16 protein-coding genes are annotated in these 17129 nt (G+C 45.3%); 14 read left to right on the top strand and 2 right to left on the bottom strand.

Translation table 11 applies throughout. The annotated features are described in order from the left end of the window. Positions 1-219: 219 nt before the first annotated feature. Positions 220-843 carry a WGxxGxxG family protein gene (locus AC1DVJ_RS00730; protein WP_477587628.1) on the top strand — a complete coding sequence of 208 codons (624 nt, stop codon included), beginning with the start codon at positions 220-222 and terminating at the stop codon, positions 841-843. Between the two features lie 161 nt (positions 844-1004). Beyond that, complete coding sequence (trmB, locus tag AC1DVJ_RS00725) at positions 1005-1769, top strand: tRNA (guanosine(46)-N7)-methyltransferase TrmB (protein ID WP_477587627.1); 765 nt, start codon at positions 1005-1007, stop codon at positions 1767-1769. A gap of 58 nt (positions 1770-1827) precedes the next feature. Here trmB and AC1DVJ_RS00720 read toward each other — a convergent pair whose 3' ends face one another. Together AC1DVJ_RS00720 and AC1DVJ_RS00715 are read right to left on the bottom strand one after the other, a co-directional pair. Further along, positions 1828-2955: an MGDG synthase family glycosyltransferase gene (locus AC1DVJ_RS00720; RefSeq protein ID WP_477587626.1), complete on the bottom strand. Its 1128-nt coding sequence runs from the start codon at positions 2953-2955 to the stop codon at positions 1828-1830. 3 nt (positions 2956-2958) lie between these two features. Continuing rightward, positions 2959-3486 (bottom strand): phosphatase PAP2 family protein, encoded by a 528-nt coding sequence (locus tag AC1DVJ_RS00715; protein WP_477587625.1) that lies wholly within the window; start codon positions 3484-3486, stop codon positions 2959-2961. A 684-nt stretch (positions 3487-4170) separates the two neighbouring features. On the opposite strand from AC1DVJ_RS00715, the gene AC1DVJ_RS00710 reads away from it, so the two are divergent. From AC1DVJ_RS00710 to leuB, 12 genes are all read left to right on the top strand, one after another. Further along, the gene (locus AC1DVJ_RS00710; RefSeq protein WP_477587624.1) at positions 4171-5406 is read left to right on the top strand and encodes a glycosyltransferase family 2 protein; all 1236 of its coding nucleotides are present in this window, start codon (positions 4171-4173) and stop codon (positions 5404-5406) included. A 226-nt stretch (positions 5407-5632) separates the two neighbouring features. Further along, positions 5633-6133, top strand: a complete 501-nt coding sequence (gene infC, locus AC1DVJ_RS00705; protein ID WP_477587623.1) for a translation initiation factor IF-3 — start codon at positions 5633-5635, stop codon at positions 6131-6133. Positions 6134-6164: 31 nt separating this feature from the next. Continuing rightward, a complete protein-coding gene (gene rpmI, locus AC1DVJ_RS00700) occupies positions 6165-6368 on the top strand; it encodes a 50S ribosomal protein L35 (protein WP_028553997.1) in 204 nt (67 codons plus the stop codon). 56 nt (positions 6369-6424) lie between these two features. After that, entirely contained in the window at positions 6425-6784 is a 360-nt protein-coding gene (gene rplT, locus AC1DVJ_RS00695) for a 50S ribosomal protein L20 (RefSeq protein WP_028553998.1), read from the top strand. A gap of 544 nt (positions 6785-7328) precedes the next feature. Then, entirely contained in the window at positions 7329-9074 is a 1746-nt protein-coding gene (gene ilvB, locus AC1DVJ_RS00690) for a biosynthetic-type acetolactate synthase large subunit (RefSeq protein WP_477587622.1), read from the top strand. Further along, on the top strand, positions 9071-9559 hold the full coding sequence (ilvN, locus tag AC1DVJ_RS00685) for an acetolactate synthase small subunit (RefSeq protein ID WP_477587621.1): 489 nt from the start codon (positions 9071-9073) through the stop codon (positions 9557-9559). Before ilvB ends, ilvN begins: the two co-directional genes overlap by 4 nt. 137 nt (positions 9560-9696) lie before the next feature. Next, complete coding sequence (gene ilvC / locus AC1DVJ_RS00680) at positions 9697-10689, top strand: ketol-acid reductoisomerase (RefSeq protein WP_056609110.1); 993 nt, start codon at positions 9697-9699, stop codon at positions 10687-10689. A gap of 202 nt (positions 10690-10891) precedes the next feature. Beyond that, the gene (locus AC1DVJ_RS00675; protein WP_477587620.1) at positions 10892-12439 is read left to right on the top strand and encodes a 2-isopropylmalate synthase; all 1548 of its coding nucleotides are present in this window, start codon (positions 10892-10894) and stop codon (positions 12437-12439) included. 92 nt (positions 12440-12531) lie between these two features. Beyond that, positions 12532-13728: an aminotransferase-like domain-containing protein gene (locus tag AC1DVJ_RS00670; RefSeq protein ID WP_477587619.1), complete on the top strand. Its 1197-nt coding sequence runs from the start codon at positions 12532-12534 to the stop codon at positions 13726-13728. A gap of 562 nt (positions 13729-14290) precedes the next feature. Further along, positions 14291-15121, top strand: a complete 831-nt coding sequence (locus AC1DVJ_RS00665) for a VanW family protein (RefSeq protein ID WP_477587618.1) — start codon at positions 14291-14293, stop codon at positions 15119-15121. A gap of 128 nt (positions 15122-15249) precedes the next feature. Beyond that, complete coding sequence (locus tag AC1DVJ_RS00660) at positions 15250-15705, top strand: DUF2269 family protein (protein ID WP_477587617.1); 456 nt, start codon at positions 15250-15252, stop codon at positions 15703-15705. A gap of 186 nt (positions 15706-15891) precedes the next feature. Then, positions 15892-16971, top strand: a complete 1080-nt coding sequence (leuB, locus tag AC1DVJ_RS00655; protein WP_477587616.1) for a 3-isopropylmalate dehydrogenase — start codon at positions 15892-15894, stop codon at positions 16969-16971. Positions 16972-17129 lie beyond the last annotated feature (158 nt).

The following is a 17129-nucleotide window of genomic DNA, read 5'->3' as shown; positions in this document are numbered from 1 at the left end:
TATGTTTCACCTAATAATATGGCTATATTTCTCCATAAACACTGAGATACGTCCTTGGAGGACGTATCTCAGTGTTTATTTTGTTTCAACCTATATTGTATCGAAAATTACACATGAAAGCGACCCCTGCCTTTCCAACAAGTCCCCCAATAAAACTGTTCATATGCGAGCATGATAACCTTGCACCACAATTACGAGCTGAGAGGGGAAATTGACTACATGAAAAAGTTTCGTACGATAACTTTGGCGGTAGCATTGACAGCAGCTTTAAGTATGGGGGCGGCAGGAGCTCAGGCAAGGAACATGGATATGGGGAATGCAACCGGAACGGGATCACCAATAGGGACATTGGGGACAACAACGGGGACTACGACATCAACGGGCTATACAGGAAGCAACTATGATGCTACTTCACCAGGAATGGGGTTAGGAACTGGCGTCAGCTCGCAAAATTTTAGTGGAAATGGAACGAATGGTATTTACACCGGAAATAGTACGACACCTAATACGTATTCCGGATATGGAACCACGACAAGGGGAACTGGTGTCATGGACCATATTAATGGATATGGAACGAATCCGGTTGAAAGAGGAGCTAATGCAGTTGAAAGAGGTGTTGAACGCGGAGCTAATGCGATCGGAAGAGGTGTCGATCGCAACACGAACATGGTTGATAGAATGAGTACAAAGAGCATAGCGACAACGCCACCAAGCACTTATAGAGCTTATGCAACCACGGATAATGACAGTGATATTAGCTGGGGATGGTTAGGTCTCATAGGGCTTTTGGGCCTAGCAGGTCTACGAAGCAATAATAGAAGAAGAGACGAAAGTTATAAATAATGTTCATTGAACACCTCAGAAGCACCTTCCATTTTGGAGGGTGTTTTCTTGTAGTTTACGCTTAAATGTCTCTCATCTATGAGAGAAAGCTTTTGATTTTTTTTATAGAATCGACTATGATTTGTATTCGAAAGCATGTACGTGTAGGAGGAAAATGAATAATGCGTTTACGGGGCAGAAAAGGTATTAGAGAAGATATAGAACGTCAAAAAGAACTAGTTGTGATGAATGCCAAGGATTATAAGGGCAAATGGGCCGAGTTATTCGGAAATAATAACCCGATTCATGCCGAGCTTGGGATGGGTAAAGGGCGCTTTATTAGTGCAATGAGCAAAAAATATCCGAACATCAATTTCATTGGTGTGGATATGTATGATGAACTGATTCGCAAAGCAAGTGAGAAGGCTAAAGTCGCTCATGAAATTACAGTGGAAAATGAAGAAGATGCGGTGCTTAGCATTCCAAATCTAAGGTTGATGCTGTTCAATATCGAGCATATTGAGGATGCTTTCGCTGAAGGTGAGTTAGAGCGCGTTTATTTGAACTTTAGTGATCCTTGGCCGAAGAAAAAGCATGCACGCAGACGTTTAACCCACCCAGGCTTTGTTGCCAAATATCAACAAATCTTGAACGCCAAAGGCGAAATTCATTTGAAAACCGATTCTCAATCCTTATTCGAATTTTCTTTGAATTCCTTTGCCGATATGGGTCTGAGAATGCGCAATATTTCGTTGAATCTTCATGTGGATGGTATTCATCCAGATCATGTGATGACCGAATACGAAACGAAGTTCGCGGGGCAAGGCATGAATATTCATCGCTGTGAAGTTGTTATAGGACAAGAAGCATTGTCTACACATCAAGAGCAATTGAAGCAAGCCGCTGCATCCGTCTTGGCCGCTGAATCGAAAGAATCAGCAGAATAGACACAAACCAAACAGACTTTCCAATGTTGCGTTTAAGCAGCATGGATCGTCTGTTTTTTCATCCAAGCAATTGCAGGATCACTTCTGATCCATCGCCTGCCGGCAGGTGACTCTTCCTATTTTGATTAGAAACACGCTTGGCTTGCACATCCGCATAGCGACCAGCAAGCATGGACAACCAGTGAGAGATTGTATCTGCCGATTGGATCGATTCTCCGAAGCCATGTCTTGTAAAATAATGCACATTTTCTTCCTCTTGGCCTGGAATGGGATCATAAAACAACAAGGGAATCGACTTTGCAAGTCCTTCCGAGCACGTCATACCACCAGGCTTGGTTACTAGCAAGTCAGAGACCTCCATGAGCTTGCCTATCTCTTGTGTAAATCCATGCAGATGGATATTGGGATGCTGATACCTCGGATCCGATGCAAGCTTCATTAGAACTTTCTCGTTACGTCCTAAACAGAAAATAAACTGAATTCGGTCTCTCCAAGTCAGCAGGTGCTCGCTCAAAGAATCGCCGCCGATCAAGCCCCAACCTCCGCCCATGACCAATACGGTAGGCAGGGCAGACAGCTGGAATTGCTGTCGAATCAGTGTCCTATCGTGTACTTCCCGGAAACTTGGATGAACGGGTATGCCTGTGATTTCGACATGTGCGGCCGCGATGCCATGCACGATGAGCTTGTGTTTAACATCCTCGGAAGACACCATGTATTTATTCACCTCTCGGCTGACCCATGTCCCATGAACATCGTAGTCTGTGATAACTGTGCATAAGGGTATGCGTAAACCTGCTCTTTTCAATCGAGATACAACGACACTGGGAAAAGGATGCGTACATACAATGGCTTGGGGCGCCCAATGTCTGATCATGGCTGCCGTTTGCGCATAGAAAATGCGATGAAGCGCGAGCTGAGTCAACGGATTGAGCGATTTTTGATATTGAGCACGGTACAAACGACCATACAATTTTGGCTGCGTAGAAATCGTTTTCTTATAAGCGCTGAGAATCCATGGTGCCAACGTGGGATGGAGGAAGGAGCCGAGCTCCACTACACGTGTTTCGATGGTAGGACAGCGCTGCTCTAAGCTGCTGGCAAGAGCGAATGCAGCTTGTGTATGGCCGGCACCGAAGCCTTCTGAGAGAATGAGTACTCTTTTTTTAATCGATAGATGTTCCATGATTTACCCCCAGAATGCTACGGTCACTAGCGAAGCCGTCGTTCCAAGCAAACAACCTACGATACAATCAGATGGATAGTGAAGTCCCAGGTAAATCCGCGATAGGCCAACACAACATGCAAGAGGGATCAATATGAGTCCGAGACTGGGTAAAGCATAAACGATGGGAACAATAACCGAAAAGATGGCAGTGGTATGACCAGAGGGAAAGGAATGATCAGTTAGGGGGTTTTTATGTGTAATGGTTTGCGGATGGACGAGATATGGCCGAAGCCTTGGGTATCTCTTTTTCATAATAGCAACAGGAATGTGGCTAATCGTCAAAGCTAGCAGTGCTTGAAGACCAGCTATACGCAGCGAGCCTTGCCCAAAGCATGCTAAGCATACAGAGACCATGATCGCGGCTGTGGCACCACCTAGATGTGTGATTTTCGTGAAAAAATGATCGAGGAAATGATGTTGGATCCGTTGATTGACGAAGTGGAATAGACGTGTTTCATGATGCTGAAGCCAATGGACGACTTTACTCATGAGTTGTTGCCTCCTTCTCACTGAAATTCCTCTCTATCTTTATTGTACGAAGGGTTTATTAGAGGAGGATTAACTGTATGATAAATATTCATAAATTCAATTTAATGTTGCGCTAATCTAGCGTTAACATTTCTATGTTAGGATGACAAATATCTTCGACTCGACTCGGCACAATTTCGCAGTATTTCTTGTTAGTGTTCCCCGAATTTGGAACGACTATCCCGTAGAAATCGCGACGATATGTCCTTATTGTGAACGACGGACTCTTTCCGACTGTGTAATGCGAATGTTGTTAAGGTAGTTAGCTACATCCATTAACAGGGTAATTAAGCAAAAGTTGTCAGCAATTAGCTAGGTGACTTATAATAATGAAGTTGCCGCTTAGAAAAGGCAGTGTTCGTCTAAATGGTGAACTTTTGGTACACAATAAATGAAAAACGATGAAAACAAGACATTTTCGACCCGATTTCAAGCGCATGCTCTATTCGGTGTGTGCGAACCACCCAAATTTCAAAGAACTGCCGTTTTTTCGGTGTTTGCAGACTTTGACAAACGGGGTGAAAGAGAGGAAAATCAAAAACGATTGTTTCACCGTTTGCCTGTTGACATGAATTACCTGTACATAAACGCACTAGGCATACAAAAAGATAGCTGACGTGCACAAAAAAAGGGGGATTTTGCTTCATGCTAGACAAGATTATGCTTACCGTTCAAGTGTTCTTGGCTTTGATCGGTGCGTATCAGTTGTTTTTAACGTTTTTTGGCTGGTATCGTCCCAAAAACAAAAAGATGTTTGCTCCGCAGAAATCGTTTGCTGTATTAGTTGCCGCTCATAATGAGGAACAAGTCGTTGGTGCCTTGATTGAGAATTTGAAGACGTTGGATTATCCGAAAGAGCTCTTTGACATCTTTGTGATCTGTGACAACTGTACAGATAACACGGCTGACATTGCACGCCACCATGGTGTATATGCAATGGAGCGCCGCAATCCAAACCTCAGAGGGAAAGGGTATGCGATTGAATGGATGCTGAAAGAGTTGTGGAAGCGTGAGCGTCAGTATGATGGAATCGTTATGTTCGATGCGGATAACCTGGTTAGTCCTGATTATTTGATCCACATGAATAACGATCTTTGTTCAGGCTCCCGCGTTATTCAAGCTTACCTTGACACGAAGAATCCGAATGACTCTTGGATTACTGGTTCTTTTGCCATCTCGTACTTCTACGCGAACCGTTTTGTTCAAACGCCTAGATCAAACTTGGGTCTTGCCAATTTTCTTGGCGGTACGGGGATGTGCTTCGACTCCAATCTCTTAAAGGAAATTGGCTGGCGGGCAACGAGCTTGGTTGAGGATCTTGAATTCTCAATGAGATGTATCCAGATGGGTATCAAACCGACATTCAACTATGATACGCGTGTTTACGATGAGAAGCCGCTATCGTTTAATGCTTCCGCGAAGCAGCGTCTTCGTTGGATGCAAGGTCACTTTGAAGTAGCTAAACGTTTCTTCTTCCCGTTGCTATGGCAAGGGATCAAAACGGGCAGCTGGATGAAAATTGACGCGGCGATTTATTCGGCGAATGTATATAATTTCTTCTTTGGTGCTATTCTAACGGTTATGCTATGGATCCAATCCATGACTTCACATGGGACAGCTGAGTCAGCCTTGGTTCATGTTAATCCCGTTGTGATCAATTCACTCAGCTTGGCCATCTACGTATTGCTTCCGATGTCTATGCTTATTGAAAAAGCTCATAAAAAGACGTACAAGTATCTACTGCTATATCCGATTTTCATGCTTTCTTGGTGGCCAATTACGTTCTATGCATTCTTCACGCAGAACAACAAACAATGGAGTCACACTGAGCATACACGTGTAATTCGGTTGGATGAAATGAAAAGTAAACAAGTGAGTTGACTTTTCTGAACTGAGATGATATTATATTTCGAGTAAAGCAGAAGCGCCCGCTTCTCACCTGACTAACGTATGTTGGCTGGTTTGAATGAATCATCATGTACATTCAATAGGTTTTGTTAAGAACCTGTTATTGATGAAGATGTGGGCCCACTGTGCCCGCATCTTTTTTATATTTGGAAGAGAGTTACATACTTTATGGAGGTGGAACACAATTAGCAAAGACCATATGATTAACGACGAGATTCGTGTGAAGGAAGTACGCCTGATCGGGGCGGACGGAGAACAACTTGGCATTACGCCAATTCGCGAAGCTCTTCAAATTGCACTTGACGCGAACCTTGATTTAGTAAACGTTGCACCGACGGCGAAGCCGCCTGTCTGCCGCATTATGGATTACGGCAAGTTCCGTTATGAAACGCAAAAGAAAGAAAAAGAAGCTCGTAAGAACCAGAAGATTGTGGATATCAAAGAGATTCGCCTTAGTGCGACGATCGATGAACATGACTTCCAAACGAAGCTTCGCAACGCAGTTAAGTTTCTTGGCGAAGGCGATAAAGTCAAAGCTAGCGTTCGTTTCCGTGGTCGCGAAATCGCGCACTCAGAGATTGGTCGCAAAGTTCTTGAGCGTCTAGCTACAGAAACTGCTGAAATCTCCTCGCAGGAGCGTGCTCCTAAGCTTGAGGGAAGAAGCATGATCATGATCTTAACGCCGAAAGTGACATCTTAGGCGAGTATACTAAATTAGGAGGAACAACAACATGCCGAAAATGAAAACACACAGCAGCCTGAAAGGCCGTTTCAAAATCACTGGCACAGGCAAAGTGATGAGATACAAACAAGGTAAAAACCACTTGCTTTCTGGTAAATCATCCAAGCAAAAACGCGTATTGTCCACGAACCCAACAATGGCTCCTGGCGATGTACGTCGTTTGCAACAACAATTGTCCCTTATCAAAGGTTAATTTTAACACAGCGTAAAATTCGAACATCATTTATATATCCCAGGAGGTAGTTCACAATGGCAAGAGTCAAGGGCGGATTTATTCGCGCTCACCGTCGTAAGAAAATTTTGAAATTAGCAAAAGGTTATTTCGGTTCCAAACACCGCTTATTTAAAACAGCTAAAGAGCAAGTAATGAAGTCATTGGTATATGCATACCGTGACCGTCGTCAAACAAAACGTAACTTCCGTAGACTTTGGATTACTCGTATCAATGCAGGCGCTCGTCAAAACGGCTTGAGCTACAGCAAATTGATGCACGGCCTTAAACTGGCTGGTATCGAAGTTAACCGTAAAATCTTGGCTGACCTAGCTGTGAATGATTCCAAAGCGTTCAACGATTTGGCAACAGCTGCAAAAGCGAAAGTAAACGCGTAAGCTTAGCTTCGCGTCTCGGAGCTTGTCCCCGTAAGGGGGCAGGCTCTATTTGTGTTTTTAGATGTCAGATGTGGTCTTCTCTCACTTTCCATTGTTTTATTCGATCTACCTATTGACTATTGGCCTTCGGATGCATATAATAATCTTTAATCATATTAGATATGGTGAAGCATACGAATGAATCGCTATGAAGAGGAAGAAGTAATAAGGGCACTTATGCGCAGAGAGCGTTGGACTTGCTGAAACCATCGCCTTAATCCCTTAGGTACGAAGTCACCTCGGAGCTGTTTTCCTGAAACATGCAGATTACAAGCAGGTATTAGGGATATTTTATCGTGCTGAGGGTAATGTTTGTAAGTAGAACATACCTGCTAAGGTTATGTGCTGTGAGGCATATAGCAAATTTGGGTGGTACCACGGAAGCTTAAACCCCTTTCGTCCCGTTGAGCGCGTTTTGTGCGCGCACGGGATGAATAGGGGTTTTTCTTATTTTCATGGAATGCTAGACGATGACACGAATTGACTTTTCGAGAGGAGGATCACAATGAATGTTCAAACTGAACCAAAACGCTCTAAAGAAGAACTAATTGAGAAGCTTACGAAGCCAGACCTGATTACAGGTTCCGAGATTTTGCTAAGAAGCTTATTGCTGGAGGGTGTGGACTGCGTCTTTGGATATCCAGGCGGCGCTGTATTGTACATCTATGATGCGATGCATGGTTTTGACGATTTCAATCACTTGTTGACTAGACATGAACAAGGCGCGATTCACGCTGCCGATGGCTACGCTCGTTCGACTGGTAAAGTTGGTGTATGTATCGCAACTTCCGGACCGGGGGCTACGAACCTCGTCACAGGTATTGCTACAGCATATATGGATTCTGTTCCTATGGTTGTTATTACAGGTAACGTGGCAACAAGCTTTATCGGTACGGATGCTTTCCAAGAGGCTGACATTACCGGCATTACAATGCCGATTACGAAGCACAGTTATTTGGTAAGAGACGTTAATGACCTGCCGCGTATCATTCACGAAGCATTCCATATTGCGAACTCAGGACGTAAGGGCCCGGTTCTCATTGACATACCAAAGGATGTCTCCGCTCATAAAACGATATTTAAGCCCGTAACGGATGTAAGCATTCGTGGTTACAACCCTACGGTGCAACCTAACAAGCTGCAAGTGGATAAGCTGATCAAAGCCATCGAAGAGGCTGAACGTCCGGTTATCATTGCAGGGGGCGGCGTTGTTTATGCGGATGCTTCCAATGAATTGATCGAATTTGTTAATAAAACAAGGATCCCTGTCGTTACAACCTTGCTTGGCTTAAGCGGCTTCCCAAGTGCACACGAGCTATGGCTCGGTATGCCGGGAATGCACGGAACATTTACAGCTAACACGGCGATCCAGAATGCAGATCTACTGATTTCCATTGGTTCACGTTTTGATGATCGTGTAACGATGAATTTGAATGGTTTTGCTCCTAGGGTAAAACTGATCGCTCATATCGACGTGGATCCAGCAGAAATCGGGAAGAATGTGAAAACGGACATCCCTTGTGTAGGTGATGTGAAAGCCGTTCTCGAGTATGCCAACACGAAAGCGAAGCCATCGAATGGTGAAGCTTGGATTACTGAAATGCAAGCGAGCAAAGAGAAGTTCCCGTTGAAATACGGCGAAACAGAGACTGAGCTTAAGCCGCAATACGTCATTGAAATGATCAGCGAAACGACTAAAGGTGAAGCGATTATTACAACAGATGTTGGTCAGCATCAAATGTGGGCCGCGCAGTTCTATAAGTTCAAAAACCCGCGTTCCCTGGTAACGTCCGGTGGACTTGGAACCATGGGCTTCGGATTCCCATCGGCGATCGGCGCTCAAATGGGGAACCCGGATAAACTGGTTGTTTCCATCAATGGAGATGGCGGCGTTCAGATGTGTGCGCAAGAGCTTGCAATCTGTGCGATTAACAACATTCCAGTTAAAGTTGTTATTATCAACAACCAAGTGCTTGGGATGGTTCGCCAATGGCAAGAGATCATTTATGAAAATCGCTATAGTCACATTGATTTGGCAGGAAGCCCTGATTTCGTGAAGCTTGCAGAAGCTTACGGCGTGAAAGGCTTGCGCGCAACGACGAAGGAAGAAGCGAGAAAAGCATGGCAGGAAGCCCTCGATACACCGGGGCCTGTCGTTATTGATTTCGTCGTACCGAAGGGCGAGAACGTGTTCCCAATGGTTAAAGCGGGCGATACAATTAGTGACATGTTAATGGGGGATTCGGAATGACAACTAAACATACAGTTTCCGTACTCGTAAACAATCAGCCTGGTGTTCTGCAACGTGTATCTGGTTTGTTTGGACGCAGAGGCTTTAACATTGAAAGCATCACCGTAGGAGAGTCCGAGGAAATCGGACTTTCTCGGATGGTTATCGTGACCACAGGTGATGATAACACATTGGAGCAAATCTCCAAGCAATTGTACAAGTTGATTGATGTTATCAAGGTTGTTGATCTGAGCTCCAATCCAATGGTAGCTAGAGAACTCGCACTTATTAAAGTAAATGCTGAGCCGCTCATGCGTCCAGAAATTCTAGGCATCGTGGAAACGTTCCGCGCGGCAGTTGTCGATATTGGGCCTGCATCATTGATCGTGCAAGTTGTTGGAGATTCAGATAAAATAGATGCTATGGTCGAATTGCTTCGTCCTTATGGCATTCGTGAGCTTTCCCGTACGGGCGTTACTGCGATGATTCGCGGTTCCGTTAAATAAATAGAAACACCCATTTTCAACGAGAAGTAAGCTCTCTTTGAGTGGGGGTTTCAGCGAAGTACCACGGTAAATCGTTGAAACACCCACTCAAGGGGTAGACAAAACGGATTCATTATATCAAAGGAGGATTTATTCGAATGGCAGTTACTACTTACTATGAAAAAGATGCAGACTTAGCGGTACTTAAAGGTAAAACGATTGCGGTTGTTGGTTATGGTTCCCAAGGGCACGCACAAGCACAAAACTTGCGTGATAGCGGGTTGAACGTTATTATCGGACTTCGTGAAGGCCGTTCATGGAACGCAGCTAAAAACGATGGTTTCGAAGTTGTATCTGTAGAAGAAGCAGCACGTCGCGCTGATGTTATCCAAATTTTGATGCCGGATGAAACACAAGCTCGCGTTTACCGTGAGTCCATTCAACCGAACATGAAAAAAGGCGCAGCAATCATGTTCTCCCACGGATTTAACATCCATTTCGGACAAATCGTTGCTCCTGAAGGTACAGATGTATTCTTGGTAGCTCCTAAATCCCCTGGTCACATGGTACGTCGTACGTACGTTGAAGGCTTTGGTGTACCTGGCTTGATCGCAATCGAGAAAGATGCGACTGGCAATGCAAAAGCAATCGGTCTTGCTTATGCAAAAGGTATCGGCTGTACACGTGCAGGCGTTATCGAAACTTCTTTCCGTGAAGAAACAGAAACTGATTTGTTCGGTGAGCAAGCTGTTCTTTGTGGTGGTGCTTCTGAGCTAGTTAAAGCTGGTTTCGAAACATTGGTTGAAGCAGGTTATGCACCTGAAATGGCTTACTTCGAGTGTTTGCACGAATTGAAATTGATCGTTGATATGATGTATGAAGGTGGACTTGCTTCCATGCGCAGCTCGATCTCCAACACAGCTGAGTATGGTGACTATGTAACTGGTCCTCGTATCATCACAGCTGAAACGAAAAAAGCAATGAAAGAAGTTCTTTCCGATATCCAACAAGGTAAATTCGCTCGCGACTTCATCTTGGAAAACCAATCCAACTTCGCATTCATGAACGCAACGCGTCGTAACGAAGCTCAACACCCTATCGAGGTTGTTGGCGGTCAATTGCGTGAAATGATGCACTGGATCAAAAAGTAATCTAACGTTATTATCGAATCTTATAGCTGTACATTCCACAGGGAGTGATTGAGGAGAATTTCCCAATTGCTCCCTGTGAATACTATAACGACTTGGAAATTTAAACATCTTAGTAAATGCTTACGAAGCAAGTTTTCTACCGAAAACTAAGCAAAAGCTTACGAAGTAAGTTTTCTATCGAAAACTCATAGGAGGTGACATGGTGCGTAAAATTTATATTTTTGATACAACCCTTCGTGATGGTGAGCAGTCACCAGGTGTGAACTTGAATACACAGGAGAAGGTTGAGATCGCTTTGCAGTTGGAGAAGCTGGGTGTGGATCGTATGGAGGCTGGTTTTCCTGCGGCATCCCCAGGGGATCTGGCGGGTGTGAATGCGGTCGCTAGAGCGGTTAAGAATGCTTCTGTCATCGGCTTGTCCCGTTCGAGAGAGAATGATATCGAGGCTGTGCGTGAAGCCCTTCAGGGTGCACAGGATCCTTGTATCCATCTCTTCCTTGCAACGTCTCCGATTCACCGTCAGCATAAGCTGCGGATGGAGAAGTATCAGGTGCTCGAAACGGCAGAAGCCGCGATTAAATATGCGAAGAAATATTTCAGCAAAATTGAGTTCTCACTCGAGGATGCTGGTCGTACCGAGCTAGACTTCATCGCTGAAGTAACTAACATGGCGATTCGTGCCGGCGCTTCTGTCGTAAATATTCCGGACACCGTTGGCTATATGACACCATATGACTATGGGAACATTTTCAAAATGCTGAAGGAAACCGTTCCTGGCATTGAGAAAATTCAATTGAGCGCGCACTGCCATGACGACTTAGGCATGGCGACTGCGAACGCGCTCGCAGCTGTTCTGAATGGTGCCGATCAAATCGAAGGTACCATCAATGGTATTGGCGAGCGAGCAGGGAATACCTCGATCGAGGAAGTCGTCATGGCGCTGGAAACACGCCAAGACTTCTACCAAGCGAAGACTTCGCTTGTGCTGAACGAGATCTACCGCACCAGCCGTCTAGTCAGCAAGCTGACAGGCATGGTGGTTCCAGGCAACAAGGCGATTGTTGGCGCTAACGCCTTCGCGCATGAGTCTGGCATCCATCAGGATGGGATGCTCAAAGAGAAAACGACCTACGAGATTATGTCACCGGAAACGATCGGCGTGAAGGAAAGTAAGCTCGTTATGGGCAAACACTCCGGACGCCATGCATTCCGTGAAAAGCTCATTGATCTCGGCTACGAGCTCGGCGACGAGCAAGTAAACGTGGCTTTTGCCAAGTTTAAGGATTTGGCAGATCGCAAGAAGCAGGTAGAAGACGAAGATATTCGTGCTTTGATCGAAGAAAAATTGATCGAGACACCAGAAATTTTCGCACTTGGCACGCTTCAAGTTGCCTACGGCAACCAAATGACGCCAACCGCAACAGTTCATGTTCGCTTCCAAGATGGCAGCGAGGTGGCTGAGAGTGCGGTAGGAAACGGTTCGGTTGACGCGATCTACAACGCGATTGATAAAGCGACGAAGGAAAACGTCGAGCTTGACGACTATTCCATCAAATCCGTTTCGCACGGGAAAGATGCGCTAGGTGAAGTTCACGTCGTACTGAAGCAAGACTCCATGTCCGTGCAAGGACGCGGTATTTCGACGGATATTCTGGAAGCAAGCGCGAAGGCTTACCTAGACGCTGTGAACAGACTGATCGATAAGCGCAAAAACCCAACAAGTAACAGAAGTAATGTTACGTTAATATAATCTCTTAGCTTTCACGGCAACCCGGATTAGCACCTCACCTCCACGACTCGAGGAGGGGTGCTTTCTACAAATGCGAAAGGATGCGTCCCTGTATGAAATATCGATTTTCTAAATCGTTGGAAGGCTTCTCATCGTCAGCTGTAAGAGAAATTCTTAAGCTGACTCAAGGGAGCTCGATTATTTCCTTTGCTGGCGGATTGCCTGCTGAAGAGTTTTTTCCATTAGACGCTGTCAGTGAAGCGTTCACAAGAGTTGTTGGCGGCGGGAAATCTGCGCTGCAATATGGTTTGACGGAAGGCTACAAGCCTTTGCGCGAATCCTTATGTAAGCGGATGGCTGCGAAAAACATGATAGTTACACCAGACGAGATGCTGCTCACGACAGGCTCGCAGCAAGCGATCGATCTGTTGACACGTGTGTATATTGATGAAGGTGATATCATTCTCGTAGAAAGTCCGACGTATTTGGCCGCGATCCAAGTGTTCCAAGCCAAAGGCGCGAAGATTTACTCCGTTGACAGCGATAGCGACGGCATGATTCTTGAGGATTTGTCAGCTAAAATTGCGAAGCATAATCCGAAAATGGTCTATGTTATCCCAACCTTCTCCAACCCTGCGGGTCGTGCATGGAGCATCGAACGCCGTCAAGGCTTGCTGGATATTTGCCGCGGCGCTGACGTACTGATTCTGGAAGATGACCCGTATGGGGAGATCCAGTTTGATGAAAGCGAAAGCTACCCGACTGTCTACTCGTTAGCAGGAAAAGCAGAAGGTAGTAACGTCGTTTATACGAGTACCTTCTCCAAAACCGTTGCACCTGCGTTCCGTACAGGATGGGTGATGGGTGACGAGTCGCTCATTCGTCAGGTTGCACGCTTCAAGCAATCAGCAGATTTGCACTCTAGCACGATCGATCAGCAAACGCTATATCATCTGCTTGAGCATTTTAATCTGGACGCTCATATTTCCTTAATCCGCGAACAGTATTTGGATCGGATGAAATTCATGTCAGGACTGCTGACTGAGCTGAACTGGCCTGGTCTGAAATGGGAAGAGCCAAAGGGCGGCATGTTCATTTGGGTTGAGCTTCCTGAGCAAATTAACGCTGCGGATTTGTTGAAAATCGCGGTCAAAGAAGGCGTAGCCTTTGTTCCTGGTGCTACGTTCTACGCGGAAAACCCACAGTACAACACGATGCGCCTGAACTACACGCACACCGATAAAGAAACTACCGTTCTGGGCATGAAGAAGCTCGCAACGGCGATGGAATCCTATTTGCAAAACGCATAAGCTAGAGTTGCAGCACCACCCAAGGCTAATGGCCTTGGGTGTTTTTGCGTGCGCTTGCTGTGATCTGGGCGCACGTACGCGCCAATAAGGCCCGGATGGGGCCTTAAAGTGCTGACTGCCCGCGGCGGAGGGATGGAAAGGGAGCTTTAACGTCCTTTTTAGGCGTTAAAGCCTGATCTTGGCGCATGTGCGCGCCGATAAGGCCCGGATGGGGCCTTAAATCCTTCTTTCAATCTTTGTAATCGTTCACCCTTACGTCTGTTATAATGCTCCTGTATGAATGCCTTATAAGATGTATCGAATAATGACATAACCTAATTCCGCCCCTTTTTTCAGAATATAAAGAAGCCACTCCCTAGTATCAGCAAAGGCTGAACTAAAGAAGCGGCGTGTACTTCACTACCATTTTTTAACATTCTACCATTCGCGTGTAGAAATAATCAAGTAATGGGATCCTTTCTCAGTAATTGCTTGGTATCATTTCCAAGAAATTGACTTGGCATTATTTTGAAATTATGATAGGGACAAGGAAGTGAGAAAGGGGATTATCTGACGGATGAAGATGCCGAAACAACCCTTAAAACCAATCCATAGAAGTCGAGTAAGGATCTACGCAGGGATCAAAGCGTATCGTTTGAAACGATACTGGGCCTGGATGTTTGATGGTAAAACGTATGCCGCCCAAAAACAGAGCGCGTTACTACCTCACCTCGTTTTCACACACCGTACGCCCCTCTTGAGGCAGTTGAAAGACGTGGATATGTGGCTTCAGCATAACAAGGTTATTAATTTGAAGCTCGCTGCCAAGCAGTTGAATAGCGTGATTATTAAGCCTGGTGAGACTTTTTCCTATTGGCGCTTAATTGGCAGTACGACCCGTAGGAAGGGGTATGTCGATGGGATGGTTCTTTTTCATGGGAAGGTGAAGACAGGAGTTGGGGGAGGGCTATGCCAGCTTTCGAATTTGATCTACTGGATGACCCTGCATACGCCGCTTACCGTAACGGAAAGGTATCGCCACAGTTATGATGTGTTTCCAGATGCTGGGAGAGTTCAGCCTTTTGGGAGTGGAGCAACATGTTATTACAATTACTTGGATTTACAAATTCGAAATGACACGTTGGAGCCCTATCAGCTCTCGATCCAGGTCACGGATACCCATCTTGTAGGTGAATGGCGAGCACATCATCCCGGCCTTCATGCCTATGAAATTTATGAAAAGAGCCATCGGATCACACGTGAATTCTGGGGCGGTTATGTCCGGCATAATGAGATTCATCGCAAAGTGTTGAATCCAGAAGGGCAGATCGTGAGGGATGAATGGGTGACGGATAATCATGCGATCATGATGTATGAACCTTTGCTAACAGCTGGAGATGAGCATAAAAATTGATGAAATCTTTATCAAAATTCTGGTAGAAATATCCACTACTGGCGGTAGCCAACCTAGATTCTTTCATCTTTCAATTGTATCCTATAAACTGTGTTGTTTATATATTACATAGTGAGAGGTGTATTGGCGTGAAGTTTCTTGTTCTCATTCATGTTTTGTCTGCCATTATCGGGGTTGGTCCAACATTTTTTGCTCATGTGCTGCTTAGAAAAAAACAAACGCTAGAGGAACTACGGATGTCTTTGCGTGTAGGAAGTCGGTTGGAGATGTTTCCGAAAATCGGCGGCAGCCTTGCCGTGCTTACTGGATTGTTGTTGTTTTGGTTAGGCAATTACGGCTCCATCATGCAAATTTGGCTGATCGGCTCGCTTGTGGCCTATGTGATCATTCAAATTATTGCCATCGGCTTCGCAACACCAAATCAGAAAAAGCTAGGCGGCTGGGTGCTGGATCCTAAGAATCAGAAGGAGACTACACTTCCAGGCGAGCAGCTGTTACATTGGGCAAAAGCGCGTAATTATTTCTACGCGGCATCTACCGTAGGTGTCATGCTGTTCATTTTCATGATTATCAAACCGAGCTAATCTTACGCCCTTTCATGCTGCTAGGCAGGAGAGGGCTTTTCATATGCACAGTTATAGGAATAAACTATTAAAGCGATAGCTTTTATATCTAAAGTGGGGTGTCATCTTATGGTACAATGAGTTCAGGATAGAATGATAGATCAACGAACGAACTAGGTTTGCTAAAATAAGGAGTGAATGATTGTCATGGCTGATGTTAAAAAAATTGCGGTAATCGCTGGGGACGGTATTGGTCCAGAAGTCGTTGCAGAAGCAGAAAAAGTATTGAAACGTACCGAAGAATTGTTCGGATATCAATTTGAAACAGAACACGCTCTTTTCGGCGGTATCGCAATCGATGAGAAAGGTACACCGCTTCCGGAAGAAACATTGAAAGTTTGTCAATCCGCTGATGCTGTCCTTCTAGGAGCAGTTGGTGGTCCGAAATGGGACAACAATTCCAAAGAGCTTCGTCCTGAAACAGGTCTTCTAGGAATTCGTAAAGAGCTTGGCTTGTTCTCCAACATCCGTCCTGCGTTCATCTTTGATTGCTTGAAAGAAGCTTCCACATTGAAACCGGAAGTTCTAGAAGGTACAGATTTGATCGTTGTTCGTGAGTTGACTGGCGGGAGCTACTTCGGAGAGAAATTCCGACGTGAAACAGTGAACGGTCAAGAAGCGGTTGATACTTGTGTTTACAATGTAAAAGAAATCGAGCGTATCGCGCGCCAAGCATTTGAAATTGCAGGAACGCGTCGCAAGAAACTTGCTTCCGTTGACAAAGCAAACGTAATGGAAACGTCCCGCCTATGGCGCGAAACGGTTATCCGTGTTGCGGCTGACTATCCAGATATTGAGCTAGAGCACATATTGGTTGATAACTGTGCGATGCAATTGCTTCGCCGTCCGTCCAGCTTCGATGTTATCGTAACAGAGAACATGTTCGGCGACATTTTGAGTGATGAAGCAGCAATGCTTACAGGCTCCATCGGAATGCTAGCATCCGCTTCCCTTGGTGAAGGAAGCTTCGGCTTGTACGAGCCGGTACACGGCTCTGCACCTGATATCGCAGGTCAAGGTATCTCCAACCCAATCGCAACAATCCTTTCCGTTGCTTTGATGTTCCGTTTGACTTTCGGTTACCACGAAGCAGCGGATTCCATCGAGCGTGCTGTGAAAGAAGTGTTGGACGCTGGTCACCGTACGGGCGACATCGCAGTGGATAAGAGCACAGCGATCGGTACGCTTGCAATGGGTCAATTGATTGTTAATGCAATGCGCAAATAGGAATCATAAATAAGCTCGCGAGCTCGAAGCAGGAATGCTTCGGGACTGCGGGCTTTTTTATTTCGTGGATTAAAATAATTATTACCTAGTATACGATCTAATTATTGACTTTCAAGTAGGGGGATGATACCATTTTAAACGGATAATATAGATTAAAG

It is taken from the genome of Paenibacillus sp. P4_A9, from assembly GCF_056402415.1.
Note: the sequence above shows the minus strand (reverse complement) of the source record. Positions and strands in the feature narration are given on the sequence as shown.